Genomic DNA, 18,767 nt, shown 5'->3' with positions numbered 1-18,767 from the left:
CTCAATAAAAAACAAAGGAGAAAAAAATGAAAAGTATAATTAATCTTGCAGCAATGTTATTAGTAGTAACATTATTATCATCACCAATTTTTGCACAAGAAGATATTGATGTGCCGATTACCGGTGATGTAGTTCATGGTCCAAATTGGGTTGATGCAGATGGCGATGGTATTTGTGATAATGTTGGAACTGGAAACCAAGGCAAGGGTGCTGGAAAAGGTTACGGAATTAAAGACGGCAGCGGAGCAAAAGTTCAACCTCAAGACGGTTCTGGTTACGGAAAAGGAAATGGAGCTGGTAATGGAACTGGTGTTTGCGATGGGTCCGGTTCAAAAGGAACAGCAAAAAGATCCGGCAGAAAATAATTAAATATCAAATTGAAAATAAAAGAGAAGCGGTTGCTTCTCTTTTTTATTTTAAAAATAAAGTAAAAAATAATCTAATCTTTTGAGAATTTTATATTTAATATTTCCAATCTAGATCTTAAATGTCTTTCGCTAATGCCCAATAATCTTGCTGCAGCACTTTTATTACCGTTAGTTCTGCTTAATGATTCTAAAATAATTTCTTTTTCAAATGCTCTAACTTTATTTTCGTATCCATCTTCCAAATTCGAAGTATCAAAAATTTTTTTCTCAGAAATTTTATTAATCAAATTCGGCAAATCAGATTTTGAAATATAATCGTTTCTGCACAACACAACCGCTCGCTCAATTATATTTTCCAATTCACGAATATTTCCAGGATAATCATATTTCATCAACACATCCAATGCTTCGGATGAAATTGAATTTACATTTTTCTGATTTATATTAGAATGTTTTTTAATAAAATGATCAATCAAAATCGGGATATCACTTTTTCTTTGTTTTAATTTTGGAAGACATATAGAAACAACATTTAATCTGTAAAATAAATCTTCTCTAAATTCACCATTCTTAATCATTTCTTCAAGATTTCTGTGCGTAGCAGTTATTATTCTTACATCAATATTTATTGTATTATTTCCGCCGATTCTTTGTATCTCATTAAATTGAATTGCGCGCAAAAGTTTTACTTGTGCTTGCAACGGAATATCTCCGACTTCATCAATAAATAAAGTCCCTTCATTAGCTTCTTCAAATCTTCCGATTCTTAAATTTGTTGCACCAGTAAACGCACCTTTTTCATGACCGAATAATTCACTCTCCAATAAATTTTCAGAAAGTGAAGAAATATTTACAGTAACAAATGGTTTTTCTTTTCGCGGACTTGCAAAATGAATAGCGCGGGCAATTAGTTCTTTCCCGGTTCCACTTTCACCTCTTACTAATACTGATGCTTTACTATTTGCCACACGCGCAGCAGTATTCAAAACTTCTTGCATAATTCCGCTTTCAGAAATAATAGAATCAAATTTGAATTTTTCTTCAAGTTGTTGCTTCAATAATTTATTTTCAGAAATCAAAAATCTTTTTTCTTTAATCCGATTTAATAAATTTTCAAGTTCATCCAAATCAATAGGTTTAGATAAATAATCATATGCTCCGGCTTTCATTATATTTACTGCATCTTCAACGCTTCCATATGCTGTAATTACAACAACATCAATTTCCGGATTAAATTCTTTCACTTTTTTTAAAACAGTAAATCCGTCCCAATTCGGCATTCTGAAATCAGTTAAAACAACATCTATTAATTTTGTTTGAATAATACTGAATCCTTTATTTCCATCAGAAGCAGTAAAAACTTCGTAATCCCTTCTAACTAAAAAACTTTTTAAAGATTCTAATTGAGTTTCTTCATCATCAATAAGAAGTATAGATAATTTTTTCATAAATATTTTCAATTATTTGTAATTGGAAATTGTGGCAGCAAAATTGAAAAATTTGAGCCTTTACTTTCTTCGCTATCAATCAAAATTGTTCCGCCATGTTCAAAGATAATTCTTTGAACTAAACTTAAACCAATACCGGTACCTTTTGCTTTTGTGGTAAAATATAAATTAAAAATTTTATTTAAAATATGTTTTGATATACCTTGTCCACTATCAATTATTTCAATTTTAATTTGTTCATTTTCTTCTTTTGAAATTCTTAAAACTATTTCTCCCTTATTTTCAATAGCATCAAAGGAGTTTTGAATTAAATTCATAATTGCTTGCTGAATTTGATTTCTATCCCAATTTACAATTCCATCCCAATTCATTTTCTTTTCAAAATTAATATTTTTCTCATTCAGCATTGATTTATATTGACTTTCAATTTGATTAATTAAATCTGATAACTGAAATTCTGCAATGGATATTTTTTCCGGCTTTGCAAATCTTAAAAAACTATTTATTGTTTCATTAATTCTTTTTACTTCTTTTGCAACTAAACTTGCAAGTGAATGAAATTCTTCACTTCTCTGAATAGGTTCAAAATCTTTATTTAGCTGCTGTGTAATTGTGCTTATTGTATTTAACGGATTTCTGATTTCATGAGCAACACCGGAAGCGAGTTCTCCCATGGCAATTAGTCTTTCTTTACGCTGATATTGATCTTCCAATAATTTTTGTTGAGTTAAATTTCTTATTACTAATATTGTATTCGATAAATTATTTTCGGTTAAAAATTCACTTTTTGAAACAAGCAAATATTTTTTTTGATTATTAATTGAACTTTCAATTTGACTTAAACCAATTGGGGCTTTAGCAAAATTATTTATTTCACTTGAAGAAATAATTTCATCAAATTTCTTTTTATAATCAAAATGATCAGTAATATGAAATAATTTTTTTGCAGAAGAATTTATAATTTTAACGAAATTTTTTTCGTCAAGTACAATAACGCCATCGCTTACATTTTGAATAACTTTGTTCGAATAACCTTCAAAAACTTTGAATTTTTTCTGAAGCAAATCAAAATTCTGCAAAGTAAAAATATAAATCAGTAACAGTGAGCCAAGAATAAATAAAATTATTCCAATTACAATTAATCTGCTTATTACATTTTGATTTATTTTTTTTAATGGATCAAGAGAAATTCCTAATCTAAAAATTCCAATTATTTTTTTATTATGCGCAAATGGATGAACTGCTTCAAAGATTTGAGTTGAATCAAGATCAATAACTCTCCAAGCAAATGCTGAATCAGAAAGTGATTTTTGCAGAAATTCAGATTCATCAATATTTTCTAAATTGCTAACATTTCCGGAAGCAGCTAAAATATCTTCATCATTTTGTAAAGCTGCATAAACTAGATTTTTATTTTCAGAAAGTTTTTTTAACAAACTTCCAAAACCGATTTGTTTTCTAAAATTTAGAATTTCATCTGCATCAAAATTTAAAATAATTGCACTTCTGTTTTTTGCTGAAATTGCTAAAGCAAATCTGTAATCATCTTCAAATCTAGCTTGTTTTACTCCTAAAAAAATTGTGTCGATTATTCCATTAAATATTGGTGCAAGTTCTTCTCTTGGATCAAACTTTTGAATTAAATCAGTATGAATATTTTCATGATTACTGAATAATTTTTCACCAGAATTGTTAAAAATATTAATTCTAAAAATTTTATTTTGTTCAGCAATATTCTTTAAAACAACATTAGTAATTTTGTTTTCTTCATAAAGTAGTTTTACAAAATTAGCATTATTCAAAAGTCTATTCTTAAGTTCAGTTTCAAGCGATTCATATGAATATAGAGCATTTGTTGACGAAACTAAAGTTGTTTCCAAAAGTGAATGAGCTTGTTCTGCCATTAAATTATACATTTCTTTTTTGCTTTGATAATACTCAAACAAAGATGATGTGATTACCAAAATGGCAACAACAATAAATATTAGAATAAAACTTTTTGGTTGGAGATTTATTTTATTTAAAAAATTCACATTAAGTAATTATTGTTACATGAATTTAAAATGTTTTAATCTGCAAAACAATAATAGTTTTTTGAAAAATATCATCTTAAAATTGATAATCAAAACCAATATTAAACTGACTGTTTTTGTATTTATACCAATAGCTATTAGATAAGTTATTAATTGCTAAGTATGATAAGGAAACATCAATATTACTTTGAGCAAATTCAAATGTTTTTGATAATGTAAATCTTAATAGCGATTGATCATCTTTTCTTAAAATTGTTGAATCAAAAAATTCCGGATCTAAATAAATTCCTTGTGATGGATATTCTTTTTGAGTGAAAGAATATATTCCTTTAAGAGAAAATCCATCGCCAAAAAGTTGAGTTATTTGTGCGGAAATAGTATTACTTTCATAACTAACCGGATCGTCAAAATATTGCGATTCATCGCCGTAAATATAATCTAGTTGACGAACATATTTTGCCGTTCCTCCAACAATATTTTGATGTGAATATTGAAAAGCTAATCCAGTATTTTCCGAAACGGATTGAGCAATTCTGCCATAAAAATTTAATTGATTTGTGAATACACTTGATGAAAAAGATTGTTCCAAACTATCACCAATTAGTAGAGGATCATTAAGATTTGTTTCAAAATAATTTTTGTAATTAAAATTTACACCACCAATAATTGTTGTTTTTGTTTCAAAACTTTTATTAAAACCAATTCCAATTGAACCCAATAAATTATCTAAGTCAGTTAGATATGAATAATTTGTAACACTTAAAGATGCCTTTGAAAAAATATTAATATCCGAAAATTGAAATTTGTATCTCAGATAAGCGTTGTAATTTGTGTAATTATACAATTCATATTCAATATTATTTTTTCTTTGTTCAAAATAGAGCCCGTAAATAAGATCATTAGCAGAATTCCAAAAACCAATCTGATGCCAAAAATAATTTCTTTCTGCAATTTCATGGAAAATTGTATAATCGCCGTAATATCCAATTCCTAAAGTCTCATGCTTATATTCTATTCCAAGATCAAATGTGCTGATTAAAGTGGAAACTGGAACTGGCGAATGAAATGGATTATCAGAATATTCTTGCTGAGTTGATAAACTAAAATTCCATTGCCCAAATAATTCAGATGATAACAATAAAATTGCCATCAATACAATATTATAATTTTTGTAATTTGCCATAAAAATACTTTTTATAAACTTCAGAAAAATTTTCAAATTTTTACTCTGAATCCGTTTAAAACGGATTCAGAAAATAAGTTCAATTTGTTTAGAAGTTTGATTTATTAATTACCTCTTCCGCCTCTACCTTTTCTCATTTTCCCGGAAGAAGTTCCATCAGAGTTATCATTTCCATTATTATTGCCATTTTGTGCACCAACAGCATTCTTATTTAAACCTTTTGTTGAATGCATTCCGTTTCTCGCTCCAAAACCTTTTCCGTTTGCAGCATTATCATTTATTCCATCTCCATCAAGATCAACAAAACCTTTTCTACCATTTGCATTATAATCATCATCTATACCATTTGGAATTCCATCGCCGTCATGATCCGGTGCGTTATCGTTGTAACCATCTCCATCATTATCAACAAAATTTCTACCGTGCTGATTTTGTTTTTGATTGGTGTTTTTTACTTCGGATTTATTTTTTGCTGATGAAGAATCTTGTGCAAACTGTATTGTTGTTAAAGTTAAAAATCCGAAAAGTATTAAATAAAGTGTAAATTTTTTTTTCATATTTCCCTCAATTTATTTGCATAAATAAAATATATAAACAATTATGCCAAATTATTTTTTGATCGAAATTGCAAAATCAAAAATTTTTTTATTTTAAAAAGTTGGTTTAACTAATAAAAAACGAACATATTTAAAAAAGTGTAACAATTCATTTTTTCTCCATTCTAATAAAAAATTTTCCCCCAAAGAATCGTCAACATTTTCGTCGTTTTGTTCGACAAACCAGTCGATATTTTTATTTCAAATTTTTGTTTGTGTAAAATAAAATTCAAAAATGAATTTTTTTGTTTGGCACAGCAATTGTCAATCAAGCAGAAAAAGGAGAATACGAAATGAAAAATGTAAAAAAATATCTATCAAAAATTTTAGCAATTACATTGACCTCAATATTTTTAATTTCTGCATGCAATTCACCAGTTGAATCAACAAATGATAATTATTCCGACGATATGGAAACCATCCTAAAAAATATGGCTATTGAGGATGTTAGTCCAACTGAATTGGAGGGATTAAAATTTATGCGCGAAGAAGAAAAATTAGCAAGAGATGTTTATTTAGTTTTATATGAAACTTGGAATGCAAATGTTTTTAGCAATATTGCAAAGAGTGAACAAAAACATACAAATGCAATAAAAACAATACTAGATAAATATGAAATTGAAGATCCGGTTGTGAACGATGAAATAGGAGTTTTTCAGAATTCCGATTTACAAACTTTATATAATTCATTAGTTGAAAAAGGTAAAGTTTCATTAGTTGAAGCACTTAAAATTGGTGCTGCTATTGAAGAAATTGATATTTTGGATTTAGAAAAATATCTTGATGAAGTTGATAGTGAAGATATAACATTTGTTTATAATAATTTGATGAGAGGTTCGAGAAATCATTTAAGAGCATTTGTAAAAAATTTGAATACGCAAAATGTTTCATATAAAGCTCAATATTTAGATGATGAACAATTTCAGACGATTGTCACTTCTGAAGCAGAAAGGGGCACAGGGAGAGGCAGAGGACGAAGATAGAGTTGATTAGTTCCTCATGATTAGTAATGAAAACCTCCTTGGGGAGGTTTTCTTATTTCTTTGCAAAATACTTCCAATAAAAATAAAATGGCAATCCGGATAAAATTAAAATTAATCCCATTGCGGCATCTTCGGAATCTGAAATAACAGAATTGATTAAAAATAATAGTGAAAATCCAACAAATATTAATGGAAGATAAGGATAACCCCAAACTTTAAAGGGTCGGTTTTCATTTGGCATTTTCTTTCGTAAAATAATTACCCCATAAGCTCCAAGCATATAAAATAACCAAGCGGCAAAAATTACATAATCGGTAATTGTATCAAATGAACCGGAAAGAACTAGTACACTTGACCATAACCCTTGTATTATTAGAGATGTGTGCGGCGTTCCAAATTTAGGATGGACTTTACCGAGAAAATTAAAAAATAAATTATCTTTTGCCATCGCAAATTGAACACGTGCTGAAGCTAAAATACTTCCATTTAAAGCTCCGAATGTAGAAACTATAACAGCAACTGAAATAATTGAAGCACCAGCTGAACCAAAAATAATTTCCATTGCAGAAGCTGCAACAAGAGGAGATTCCTTCATAACATCGATTGGTAAAATATATAAGTAAGCAATATTAATAATAACGTAAACTGCCATAACAATTAATGTTCCATAAAGTAAACCGAGTGGAATATTTTTCTGTGGATTTTTCATTTCACCGGAAATAAATGTAACATTATTCCAACCATCATAAGCCCAAAAAGCTCCGGCAAGTGCAAGTCCAATTGCAGTAATCAATTCTCCGGATGTATTTTGAATAATTGTAAAACCCGTATTAATATTTGAGAATGAGCCGTTTCCAAATGTAATTAACAAAAATGCTAATAAAACTATTGAAGCAATTTTTATAATTGTTACAATTGTTTGAACTATTCCGCCAAATATTACTCCAAAATAATTCACAGTTGTTAGAAATATAATACAAATTATTGCAACAGCTTTTGGACCAAATTCAAAAAACGGATGAACATCACCAACTAATGGCATGTAAAATGAAAAATCTTGCCAGCTTTGACTTAATTGAGGATAATTAATAAAATACCCTAAGTACTCACCAAAAACATATGCAATTGCTGCTTGGCTTCCAGTTTGAATTACAGAAAGCACGGACCATCCATAAATAAATGCAATTCCATCTCCGTACATTTTTCTAAAATAAACATATTGTCCTCCGGTTGAATCAATAATTCCGGCAATTTCAGCATTTACTAACGCACCAATAAACGTTATGATACCGGCGATAATCCAAATTATAATTAACAATTCCGGCGAGCCTAATTGTCCAGCCATTGTTGCCGGTTTGCGGAAGATCCCAGAACCAATCATTGAACCCGCAACTATCATTATTGATGCAGTTAGAGTTAGACTTCTAATTAATTCTGTTTTTGGAGATGAATTTTTCATGCAATTTTTAGGATTTATTATTTCTATTTGAATTTAATGAAATTTATTAAAAATCCATATTGCAAATTTTTGAAGTAAAAAGTCAAAGGTCAAAAGTAAAACAGTTTTTTTGAAGCACGCAGAATATGGATTGAGAAATCTTTAAAAAATTAAAAGTAAATATTTAAAAAAAACCGATTTTTTAAAAGATCATAAATACTTATAAATTTGAAATATATTTGGGTTTCTATGTAGCTATTTCTTGTACTAATTTTTCAACAGAACATTTTATTCCGGGCGATAATGTCTGTAAATAATGGTCTTGAGTTATATAAGTAATTTCTTCAGATAATTCTTTATGTTTTCTTGCAATTTTTATTATAAACTTTAAAGCAGTAATTCTTACTGAAGGAGCTTTATCAATATGCTCCCACAAATTCATGCAAATGTTAAAAATTTTACCTTCATATTTTTTATTTATTTCCATTTTTAGTAAAATCTTTAACAACTCTCTTTGATGACCGTCTTTTTTATTTTCAAATGAATTAATAATTTTCTTTAAATGTTTTTGAACTCGAAAATCATTTTCTTCCATACAATCAAAAAGTAAAAAAGCTGAACGCCATGAATACGGTTGTTTATCGGAAACAGCCAATTCAATTGCCTCATCAAAAAATTCAGGATGAGATTTTAAGAATTCAACTAGCTCATCCTTATAAGATGTCATAATTTTATTTTCTAATTCAGTTTCCATTTATACAATTATTTAACTTTTCTAGCTTTCCATTTAGTCTTTATTTTAACTTCCAATTTTTCAAATAAAATATATAAAATTGGAATAACAACTAATGTTAACAAAGTGGTAGTTGTTAATCCGCCAATTACTGAACGTGCTAATGGTGTCCAAGTTTCAGAACCGGAACCAAATTCCAAAGCTAAGGGAACCATTCCCAAAATTGTTGTTAATGCTGTCATTAAAACCGGGCGCATTCTTGCAGCGCATGCATCTTTAACTGCTTCGTATAATTCTTTTCCTTGTTTCCTTAATTGATTTATATAATCAACCAAAACAATACCATTATTTACTGCAATACCTACTAACATTACTAATCCGACTAAAGCCATAACGCTTATACTTGTACCGGTAATAAAAAGGAAAAAGAAAACTCCGATTACAGAAAGTGGTACAGTGAACATAATAATAAACGGATCCACAAATGATTCAAACTGTGCTGCCATAATCATATAAACCAATAGAATTGCAGCAATGAAAGCTAATGTTAAATAGAAAAATGCTTCTTGTTGATCTTCTGCAGTGCCTCCAATTATAACTTGAAACTCTGAAGGGATTGCAGTTTCAGAAACAATTTTATTAACTTCATCAACTGCTTGTGATAAATCAATTCCGGAAAGTGCAATTCCCACAGAAATATATCTGCTTTGATTTTCTCTAAAAATTGTTGGCGAAGATTCTTCTTCAGTAACATTTGCAATTTGTTTAAGTTGAATCATTTCATCATTCATCAAAGGAATTTGCATATTTTCAATCATTGATTTTTGATTGCGATATTTTTTATCATATTGAATTCTAATGTCGAATTCATCACCTTTTTCTCTGTATTGCGAAATTACTTTTCCTTGCATAGCTGTTGAAATATTACTTGCAACAGATAATCCGGATAGTTTAAGATCATTCATTACATCTTTGTTAAGGTGAACTTGTAACTCTGGAGTTGTTTCTTTTGTATTTAGAGTTATATCAACAAATCCTTGAACTTTTTCAAATTTACTTTTTAACTGATTTGCAATGGATTTTGCCCCGTCAGTATCAAATCCAATTATTTTTACTTCAATATCCTTTTCTGTTGAAAATGTTGCACCCTCTTGAAAGAAATATGTTACACCGGGAATATCATCAAGTCTTTTTCTTAAAGAATCTTGGATTTCGAATTGTGTAATTTTTCTATCCTCTTTTGATTTGAGTTTTATAATTGCTTCAACTGTACTTGAAGTAGTTCCAAAAGCACCAATTCCTTCACGTTCACCATAAAAAATTGCTATAGATTCCATTGCATCAGCTGGAACAATTTCTTTTACGATATCTTCAATTTGATATGCATACAATCTTGTTTTTTCAATTGGCGTTCCGGATGGTGATTCCATTAGAAAATCAATAAATCCTTGATCACTCTTTGGCAAAAATTCTCCGCCAAGAAATGTTGTTAATCCCAGAGAAATTAAAAACATTATTGATACAATTCCCAGAACTGTTTTTTTATGAAGTAAGGACCAATTTAAAATTGTTGAGTAATTTTGTGAAAGTTTTTCAAGCCAAATTCCAATTTTATTTTTTATGGATTCAATAAACCCATCTTTATTTTTTTTCTCCAAACGCAAAATATTAGCGGACATTAGTGGAACAATTGTTAACGCAACTATCAATGAAACTATTAAACTGAATGTAATTGTTAAAACTAGATCTTTAAATAACTGCCCGGTAATATTTGGCACAAATAAAACCGGAACGAAAACTGCAATTGTTGTAAGTGTTGATACTGTAATTGCTAATCCGACCTCAGAAGTTCCAATATCAGCGGAATCAAATTTATTTTTGCCCATTTCTCTGTGGCGGTAAATATTTTCGAGAACAACGATTGAATTATCTACCAGCATTCCAATAGCTAATGCAAGTCCAGCCATAGAAATAATATTTAATGTTAAATTTGATGCATACATAACTGCAAATGTTACAATTACTGAAAGGGGTATTGAAATTCCCATAATTATACTTCCGCGAATATTGCGAAGGAAAAAGTATATTACAATAAATGCCAGAACAAAAGAAATTATTGCGGTATTGCTAAGATTATTTACGGAAAGCATTATGAAATCTGATTGATCCCACAATGAAGTAAGTTTTGTACCTTGAGGAAGTCTTGCTAAAATATCTGGCATGGCTTCTTTAACACGTCTTGAAGTCAATACAGTATTTGCATCGGATTGTTTCATAATAAACATTAATACACCTTCACCATAATCCGCACGTACTTCAGAAGCGTTATCTTTATAACTATCTTCAACAATTGCAACATCTTTAACTAGTATGGGATCTTTACCTCGCAGAGTAACAATAGTATTTTTAATTTGGTCTAAAGTACGAAACTCGCTAAAGATTCTTAAATTATAAGTTTTTTGATTGGTTTCGATTGTTCCGCCAGGTAAAAGTCCACTGCCTAATTGAATTGCTTGTGCAACATCATCCGGAGATAAACCAAAAGAGGCAAGTAATGTTGGATTTAGATTTACATTAATTTGTCTTTGTAAACCACCTTGAGTCTGAACAGATGCAACTCCGTCAACTCTTTCAAACAACGGTTCTATTGTTTCTTCAGCCAATCTTCTTAACTCAGCTGAACCAAGATATTCAGAGCTTAAATTTAAAAATATAATCGGACTCATTGATGGATCGAAAACAAAAGTGATTGGTTCATTTGCATCAGCCGGAAGAAAATCTCTTATATAATCTAAATTTTTTCTGATATCAGCTTCAGCTTGATTCATATCAGTTCCGTATTTAAATTCAAGAGTTACAATTGACGCACCTTTGAATGATTGAGAATTTACTTTCTCAATATTTTTAACGGATGATACTGCTTCTTCAATTGGTCGTGAAATTAAATTCTCAATATCTTCCGGACCAACGCCAGAGTAGTTGGTAATAATTCCGGCAATGGGGAATTGAATATCCGGAAAGAAATCTATTTTTAATTGTGAAAAAGAAAATAAACTAAAACCAATAACCACAGCATAAAACATTATGAGTGTTATTTGTCGTTTCAAAGAAAATTTTGTTAATATCATAATTAGCTCACTTTAATCAATAATTTTAACTTTATCACCAGTCTTTACAATATTATGTCCAACAACAACAATAGTATCACCAACATTTAACCCGGAAATTATTTCAGTTCTTCCATCGTTGTTGATACCGGTTTTTACTTCAACTAAATCAGCTTTTCCGTTTTTAATTACAAAGACAAAATATTTTTTAATTGATTTTTGAGTTCCGGTTTCTCTATCAATTTTAACTTCCGTTCTACTTTGAATAGAATTTTCGGGAATAATTATTCTGTTCTCTTTTATTGAAGTCTTAATTAAAAATTCTCCGAACATACCGGATTTTATTTCGGGATGTATTTTATTTAGGGAAACTTCAACTTGAAGATTTTTTGAAATCTGATCTACTGCATGATCAATTTGCACAACCGTTCCTTCATAAATTTTATTTGGAATGGAAGGTAACTCAATTGAAACCGATTGACCTTTAAATATTCCGGATATTTCTGAAGATGGAATTTTAACTTTTGCTTTCATTGAATTGGAATTTATAATCTGTGCAACCGGCAAACCGGCTGGAAGCATTTGATTTTTTTCAATATATAAAGAAGCAACAACTCCACTAAATGGAGCTTTTATAAAACTATTATCAAATTGCTCTTTTGCTTGTTGCAATTGAACTTTAGCAGCTTGTAATCCTAATTCTGCAGATTCATATTGAGTTTTTATTTGATCAAATTGCTGAGAGCTGATTGCCTTTTGCTCATATAAATTTTTAATTCTGTTAAATTCTTGTAATGCTAAATTAAGTTGAGCTTGAGCAGATTTAACAGATGTTTCTGCAGCATCAACACTTTGCTTGAACAGCGCATTATATTGAACTGCAATATTTTGTCCTTGCGAAATTCTATCTCCGGGTTTTACATAAATGTTGATAATTTTTTCTGATACTTTAGAATAAACAATTACATCCTCTCCCGCAGTTATTGTTCCCGTTGCTTTTACAAAGTTTTCAATGTTGTCTAATTTTACATTAAAAACTTTTACCGGAACAATTTTTTCATTTTTTTGTTTTGTCTCTTCTTGGCAAGAAGTAAATATAAATAGTATAAATATTGTGGAAACCAAAAATAATTTTTTCATTTTTTCCTCTATAAATTTATTCCCAAATTTCATTCAAGACACCCATTGAGTATAATAGATTTAGTTGACTTACATTGTAATTAAAAATACCTTGAAAATATTGTGTTTGATTTGTTGTATTTAATAATTGTGCATTTAAAACATCAAGTTGAGTGCTCATTCCTTCTGCATAAAGTAAATTTGAAAGTCGCAAACTTTCTTTCGATTGAATCATTGCTTCTTTCAAACTTTCAAGATTTTTTACTGATTCTGAAAAAATGTAGTAATTTTCTTCAACATTTAAAATTCTTCCTTTATCAGCTTGTTCAAGCATAATTTCCATTTGCTCAGTTTGAATTTTTGCTTGTTGATAATTTAGAATTTTCTTTCCCCCTTCAAACAAAGGCCAAATCATTGAAAGTGAAATTGATTTTGATCGGATATAATCATTCCACATAACATGAGAATTTTCCAACTGAGCTTGGTGCCCAAGATTTGCGGAAGCTGCAATAATTGGAGTAAAACTGCCAAGTGCAATATTTTCTCCTTGCTTTGTTGCAGCCAACTTATACTGTAAAGATTTTATATCAAATCTATTTTCTTCAGAAATTTTTTTTAATTCTTCAAGTGAAGAATTTTTATAATTATTCAAAAAATCTATTTGATCTAAAGAATCGGTAATCACAAGAGAATCGTCCAGAGATATATTTAATAGAAATTTTAATCTTTGCTTTCCCAATAATTTTTCTGATTTAGCTTTTTCTAAATTCGGCAATGAAGCGGCGTATTGTGCCTTTGCTCTTTGCCAATCCAATTCTGTTGCAGTTCCGGCTTCATAATATTTTTTAACTTGATCCAAATTTTGTTTTGATACTTCAACTGCTTCTGAAGCTGTTTTAAATAATGAATTGGTTAAAATAATTCCGTAAAAAGCTTGTAATGACTGAAGTACAACTTCTTGCTCTTTTCCTTTCAATTCTTCACTTAAAGATTTTCTTATGTTTTTTTGAATCTTTAAATTAAACCATCTTGATCCGCCCGTAAATATTGGGAGAGAAAGATCTAAAGAATGTTGAAATGCAAATTTTGTTCCTACGGTAAATTTTTGTCCCATAAAAACAAAAACTGGAAGTTCTAAATTATTTGTCGCTAAACCTTGATAGGTTAAACTTGGAAGAAAATTTGAGTATGATTTCCACTCTTCCAGATTTTGATATTCATATTCAAGCAATTTTGATTTTAGCGATAAGTTTTCGGATTTTGAAATACCAATTACTTCATTAAAAGAAAGCTCAATAATATTTTTTGTTTTTTGTTGTGAAAAATTAGCTTCATTTAAAAATAAAATTACAGTAAACAGTAAAAATATATTTCTCATAAAATTACTCCGCCAAATCTTTGATAATAAATGTATTAATCCAAAACTCAACGAAATTGTTAAGTTTTTTGTTTACATCTTTTATGGATAAATTAAAAATTAAAAATTCACCGATATACATAACGATTGTTCCAATAAAATTAATAGCTAAAGTTTCCGGGTTACATTCTTTTCGGATTATACCAGACTTTTGATTTAATTTTAAAATTGAAATTAGTTTTCCCATTTCTGTTTTGTATCTGTTTAATTTCATTTCCAAAATTCTTTTCGGAACATTTGTCGATTGAATAAAAGCAGAGAATCTTGTTAAGTTTGGATAAAAAGTTAGAAATTCAACATAAAGTTTTACGAGATTTTTAAGTAAAATTTCTAAACAATCAGTTTCATTTAGATATTTAACAACAAGTTCATCAACCCTTGCATAAGTTTCTTTCATTAATTCTTCAAGCAAAGTTTCTTTGTCCTTGAAATAATAATACAAAACCGGTTTTGTTACTTTTGCCGCTTCGCAAATTTCTCTTACCGAAACTTTATAAAAACCATCACGTGCAAATAATTCTGCCGCAGCATTAAATATTTTATTTTTTGTTTCACTCGAAACTAATTTATCTTGAATTTCACTCATTATCATATTCCTATACTTACCGTTCGGTAAATTATAAATTTCTATCGAAATTTGCTACTTACCGTTAGGTAATATTTTAACTTTTGACGAAGTTTAGATTGAAAAGTTTTATGGTGAGTTAATATGTTGAATTAAATTAATTTGAAAGTTGATTTACTATTTTATACTTCCGTTAACAATTTGTTTTCAGAAGAATTATTAACTAATTGAGATATTTTTTCAGTTAATTCATTTAGTGAATTAAATTCATCATTTTTCTTTAAAGGAATTCTTGAGCCGCGTTTATCTAAAGAATCTGAAACATTTTTAATTGTGAAAAACTTTAAATCTTTTGCCGGCTGATAAAAATAGACTTTTTCTTTTTCAAAATATATTTTTGAAAATAATCCGGATTCAACAAATTCTGAAATTATTTTATCAGTTAAAATTATTGGAATTCCTAATTTTTCGGCTATTTCATTAGATGATAATGCTTTCTTTCCATTCTGAAAATTTTTTGCAACAACTTGAGCAATTGCCAACGAAATCAATTTCTTCTGATGATTATTGATATTTTTTGAATCGGCTTCAAACTCATAATTACTTATGTTTTGAATTGAATAAGAAATTTCCGCACCGAAAAGAAATATAAGCCAACTTGTCTGTAGCCAAATTAGAAAAAGTGGAAACACCGCAAAGCTTCCGTAAATTGCATTGTAACTTGTAATGCCAATTTGAAAAGTAACATATAAAAATTGCACAATTTGATAAAGCGTTCCCGCAATTACAGCTGCAAAAAATGCTGCAGAATATTTTACTGGACCATTTGGCATAACAACGTAAAATAGTGTAAATAAAATCCAAATAATTAAGTAGGGAAGAAACTTTAGAACAAATGAAATTATTGGTACAATCATTCCAAGTAATTTATATTTTTCAGCTAAATCATCAATGTAAACACTTATAAAAACTGTTAATCCGCTTGATAGAACAAAAAATAACGGAGCCAAAAAAATTATTGCCAAAAAATCACTGAATTGCCTAACAACTGTTCGTGATGTTTTAAATTTCCAAATATCATTTAAAGAATACTCAATATTGTTAAGAAGTTTAATAACCGTCCATAGCAATAAAATTATACCAATTCCGGCAATTATTCCGCCCTTAGTGTTATCCAAAAGTATGTTGGAATAATTTACAATTTCAATCATTACTGCTTCATAATCTTTAAAATTTTCAAGAAGTAGTTTTTCTAATTGAGATTGAAGTCCGAAGCCTTTGAATATTCCGAATAAAATTGCCACAACCGGCACAATCGATAGCATTGAATAAAACGTAAGTGCAGATGATCTTAAAACACAATTATCTTCACGAAAATTTCTTATTGATAGAATAATAATTCTTTGCTGTTTTATAAAAAAAGCTTTTTTACCTTTTAATTCGCTTAATCTTATTCGCCAAATATCTTCGGTAAAAAATTTTATATACTTTTTAATTTGTTGAGAAATATTTTTCATTTTATCAAATCATTAATAAACTTATTGTAAACTAAATGAATTTTTTGAAAATATTGTATTTATAATTTTTGCAAAATTTTAGAATTTGATTTAAGATAATTATTATTTGATTATGTGAATAAAATATTGCTTATTGCATAAAGAAATTAATTGTAAATCTATATATTAATTTTGTTGAAAAATTATTTTTTGACCAAGTAAAAAATATAATTCCATTTCTATTAAAAATTTATTGAAAATCATTTTTTATAAATAAATTTTTCCAATAAAACCGAAAGCAAAAACTCTCAAATAAAATTTAAAATTTTCACTCTTTCAAATGAGGTGAATTTATGAATCACTCCCAAAAATATTTTATAGTGATTTTAAGTTTAATATTTTTTTCATCATTTAAAATAATTGCACAAACAAATGTCATTCGCTCCGTTGAATATCAACAGATTAGCAGCTTTGAAAATCATATGGGAATTAGCAGTATGAAATTAAGTTCTGATGGTTCAAAAATAGTTTTTGCAACCGGTGGTTATACAAGAAAAGTTTACACAATAAATTCTGATGGAAGCGGGCTAAAACTTATATATGATTTTGCAAATACCGGATTTGGACCATTTGTTGATATTAATGCTAACGGAAGCAAAATTATTTGGTGCGATTATATAGGAACCGGAGAAATATTTATAAGCAATTCTGATGGAAGTTCAATAAATAAAATTATTACGTTACTTCCAAATCCCGATCCTAATTTTGCAGATATGAAACCGGAAATTCCGGTTCCTCCGCGAATTACTGCAGACGGAATTACTGTTTATTTTATTCATAATCATAGAGATCCAAAAGGAACCGGTGTTTGGGAAGTTTATTCCGATGGAAGTAATCTTCAGCAAGTTTTTAATTTTTCAAATATGGCAATTGAATTGTTTGGAAGAAATGTTAATGAATTTTGGACAACAAGTTTCAGTAGTGGATTTGATATTTCCGCAAATGCAGAAGCAATTTTAGTCGGGACACCATTTTTCAAAATAGAAGTATCAGATTATAATAGAGGTGATTTAGTTGTTTTTAAAAATGGTACATTTTATCATTTGGGTGAATATGCAGTTGGTAATCAACCGTTTTCCGTAAGCAAAGATGGTAATAGTTTTCTTGTATTTAGTAGAGAATTTATTGATAGTTTAGGTTATGATGTAATTAATATTAATTTCACTCAAATAGGCAGTGGTGAAGGAAAAACGGTTGTAAGAAATTTAGATAATTTTGGAACTTCACAATTCTCTCAAATTGCCGGAGAAACCGGAAAAGCAATTGTTTTAGGTGCTAATGGACGACTTCCAATTTCGTATGTTAATAGAATTTCAGAATCATATTTTGATATTGTTAGCATTGATGCAATTGGCAATTATTTAGGTGGTTTCGGATTTTCAAGTTCTAGTCTTCCTTCAATTAATTGGAATGGAGATAAATTTTGTTTTCTCTCCGGATCGGCAAATGGGTTTTCACAAATTTGGATTGCATCAATAAATTCCAATGGTATTGCAAGTACTCCATCAATTAGTGAAGTTGAGTTTTTACCAAATTATGTTACATTAGATAAATCAATAATATCAACTTTTAAAGCGCATGTAATTAGTGCTCCGTATACAATAGAATTAGTAACTTTTGAAGCATTTAAAGATGAGAAAATACAAAACGGTGCTTTAAAATCAGATTGGCCATATAATGGAATTCTTGTAGATAATGGCGAAAGTGGTGATGAATCTTCCGATGATCATTATTTTACAAATAATTCAGTCCAAGTTAATTTATTGGAAACTCCACTTGGTGATTACACAATTAGAATTGCAGCTTTAAATTCTACATTAAAACAAATTACAATGGTTGATGCATCTCCATTTAAAATAATTGATCAAATAAATGATATTGATGATTCGAAAAATTTACCCACTGAATTTGCTCTCTATCAAAACTATCCCAATCCATTTAATCCAAATACAACAATAAAATATAGTATTCCGTTAAAAGTGAAAAGTGAAACGTCAAATGTAGCCTCAGACTTTAGTCTGAGTAAAGTTACATTAAAAATTTACAATATCTTGGGAAGAGAAGTTTTAACATTAGTAAATCAAAAACAAAAACCCGGAAATTATGAAGTTGAATTTGATGCAAAAAATTTATCAAGTGGAATTTATTTCTACAAACTACAAGCAAGAGAATTAACGTTAACAAAGAAAATGATTTTACTAAAATAAATTGCCATCGATGT

The 18,767-nt window shown here is 28.9% G+C and carries 14 protein-coding genes; 3 read left to right on the top strand and 11 right to left on the bottom strand.

Translation table 11 applies throughout. The features are described from left to right. The first annotated feature begins 26 nt into the window (after positions 1-26). Positions 27-365, top strand: a complete 339-nt coding sequence (locus IPM32_01800) for a hypothetical protein (protein MBK8943980.1) — start codon at positions 27-29, stop codon at positions 363-365. 74 nt (positions 366-439) lie between these two features. On the opposite strand, the gene IPM32_01795 is transcribed toward IPM32_01800, so the two are convergent. From IPM32_01795 to IPM32_01780, 4 genes are all read right to left on the bottom strand, one after another. Continuing rightward, complete coding sequence (locus tag IPM32_01795; GenBank protein MBK8943979.1) at positions 440-1,816, bottom strand: sigma-54-dependent Fis family transcriptional regulator; 1,377 nt, start codon at positions 1,814-1,816, stop codon at positions 440-442. An 8-nt stretch (positions 1,817-1,824) separates the two neighbouring features. Beyond that, positions 1,825-3,732 carry an ATP-binding protein gene (locus tag IPM32_01790; GenBank protein MBK8943978.1) on the bottom strand — a complete coding sequence of 636 codons (1,908 nt, stop codon included), beginning with the start codon at positions 3,730-3,732 and terminating at the stop codon, positions 1,825-1,827. 193 nt (positions 3,733-3,925) lie between these two features. Continuing rightward, entirely contained in the window at positions 3,926-5,032 is a 1,107-nt protein-coding gene (locus IPM32_01785) for a hypothetical protein (protein ID MBK8943977.1), read from the bottom strand. Positions 5,033-5,136: 104 nt separating this feature from the next. After that, on the bottom strand, positions 5,137-5,589 hold the full coding sequence (locus IPM32_01780; protein ID MBK8943976.1) for a hypothetical protein: 453 nt from the start codon (positions 5,587-5,589) through the stop codon (positions 5,137-5,139). A 449-nt stretch (positions 5,590-6,038) separates the two neighbouring features. On the opposite strand from IPM32_01780, the gene IPM32_01775 reads away from it, so the two are divergent. Continuing rightward, positions 6,039-6,611, top strand: a complete 573-nt coding sequence (locus IPM32_01775) for a DUF2202 domain-containing protein (GenBank protein ID MBK8943975.1) — start codon at positions 6,039-6,041, stop codon at positions 6,609-6,611. Between the two features lie 52 nt (positions 6,612-6,663). Here IPM32_01775 and IPM32_01770 read toward each other — a convergent pair whose 3' ends face one another. The 7 genes from IPM32_01770 to IPM32_01740 all read right to left on the bottom strand — a co-directional run bounded on the left by IPM32_01770 (position 6,664) and on the right by IPM32_01740 (position 16,507). Continuing rightward, positions 6,664-8,070 (bottom strand): amino acid permease, encoded by a 1,407-nt coding sequence (locus IPM32_01770; protein ID MBK8943974.1) that lies wholly within the window; start codon positions 8,068-8,070, stop codon positions 6,664-6,666. A 226-nt stretch (positions 8,071-8,296) separates the two neighbouring features. Next, positions 8,297-8,803, bottom strand: a complete 507-nt coding sequence (locus IPM32_01765; GenBank protein MBK8943973.1) for a hypothetical protein — start codon at positions 8,801-8,803, stop codon at positions 8,297-8,299. An 8-nt stretch (positions 8,804-8,811) separates the two neighbouring features. Continuing rightward, positions 8,812-11,910 (bottom strand): efflux RND transporter permease subunit, encoded by a 3,099-nt coding sequence (locus IPM32_01760; protein MBK8943972.1) that lies wholly within the window; start codon positions 11,908-11,910, stop codon positions 8,812-8,814. A gap of 12 nt (positions 11,911-11,922) precedes the next feature. Continuing rightward, the gene (locus tag IPM32_01755; GenBank protein MBK8943971.1) at positions 11,923-13,029 is read right to left on the bottom strand and encodes an efflux RND transporter periplasmic adaptor subunit; all 1,107 of its coding nucleotides are present in this window, start codon (positions 13,027-13,029) and stop codon (positions 11,923-11,925) included. A 16-nt stretch (positions 13,030-13,045) separates the two neighbouring features. Beyond that, positions 13,046-14,386, bottom strand: coding sequence for a TolC family protein (locus IPM32_01750; protein MBK8943970.1), 1,341 nt, complete (start codon positions 14,384-14,386; stop codon positions 13,046-13,048). A 4-nt stretch (positions 14,387-14,390) separates the two neighbouring features. Continuing rightward, a complete protein-coding gene (locus IPM32_01745; GenBank protein ID MBK8943969.1) occupies positions 14,391-15,011 on the bottom strand; it encodes a TetR/AcrR family transcriptional regulator in 621 nt (206 codons plus the stop codon). Positions 15,012-15,172: 161 nt separating this feature from the next. After that, positions 15,173-16,507: a YihY/virulence factor BrkB family protein gene (locus IPM32_01740; GenBank protein MBK8943968.1), complete on the bottom strand. Its 1,335-nt coding sequence runs from the start codon at positions 16,505-16,507 to the stop codon at positions 15,173-15,175. A 1,871-nt stretch (positions 16,508-18,378) separates the two neighbouring features. Between IPM32_01740 and IPM32_01735 the strand changes: the two genes are divergently transcribed. Next, the gene (locus tag IPM32_01735) at positions 18,379-18,753 is read left to right on the top strand and encodes a T9SS type A sorting domain-containing protein (GenBank protein MBK8943967.1); all 375 of its coding nucleotides are present in this window, start codon (positions 18,379-18,381) and stop codon (positions 18,751-18,753) included. Positions 18,754-18,767: the final 14 nt, after the last annotated feature.

The organism is Ignavibacteriota bacterium (genome assembly GCA_016716225.1).
Lineage (GTDB): Bacteria > Bacteroidota > Ignavibacteria > Ignavibacteriales > Melioribacteraceae.
This window is presented reverse-complemented; position numbering and strand designations above follow the sequence as displayed.

Bases quoted from the DNA above. Each gene is read 5' to 3' on its own strand.
- IPM32_01800 (MBK8943980.1), top strand. From the start codon at position 27: ATGAAAAGTATAATTAATCTTGCAGCAATGTTATTAGTAGTAACATTA.
- IPM32_01795 (MBK8943979.1), bottom strand. From the start codon at position 1,816: ATGAAAAAATTATCTATACTTCTTATTGATGATGAAGAAACTCAATTA.
- IPM32_01790 (MBK8943978.1), bottom strand. From the start codon at position 3,732: ATGTATAATTTAATGGCAGAACAAGCTCATTCACTTTTGGAAACAACT.
- IPM32_01785 (MBK8943977.1), bottom strand. From the start codon at position 5,032: ATGGCAAATTACAAAAATTATAATATTGTATTGATGGCAATTTTATTG.
- IPM32_01780 (MBK8943976.1), bottom strand. From the start codon at position 5,589: ATGAAAAAAAAATTTACACTTTATTTAATACTTTTCGGATTTTTAACT.
- IPM32_01775 (MBK8943975.1), top strand. From the start codon at position 6,039: ATGGAAACCATCCTAAAAAATATGGCTATTGAGGATGTTAGTCCAACT.
- IPM32_01770 (MBK8943974.1), bottom strand. From the start codon at position 8,070: ATGAAAAATTCATCTCCAAAAACAGAATTAATTAGAAGTCTAACTCTA.
- IPM32_01765 (MBK8943973.1), bottom strand. From the start codon at position 8,803: ATGGAAACTGAATTAGAAAATAAAATTATGACATCTTATAAGGATGAG.
- IPM32_01760 (MBK8943972.1), bottom strand. From the start codon at position 11,910: ATGATATTAACAAAATTTTCTTTGAAACGACAAATAACACTCATAATG.
- IPM32_01755 (MBK8943971.1), bottom strand. From the start codon at position 13,029: ATGAAAAAATTATTTTTGGTTTCCACAATATTTATACTATTTATATTT.
- IPM32_01750 (MBK8943970.1), bottom strand. From the start codon at position 14,386: ATGAGAAATATATTTTTACTGTTTACTGTAATTTTATTTTTAAATGAA.
- IPM32_01745 (MBK8943969.1), bottom strand. From the start codon at position 15,011: ATGAGTGAAATTCAAGATAAATTAGTTTCGAGTGAAACAAAAAATAAA.
- IPM32_01740 (MBK8943968.1), bottom strand. From the start codon at position 16,507: ATGAAAAATATTTCTCAACAAATTAAAAAGTATATAAAATTTTTTACC.
- IPM32_01735 (MBK8943967.1), top strand. From the start codon at position 18,379: ATGGTTGATGCATCTCCATTTAAAATAATTGATCAAATAAATGATATT.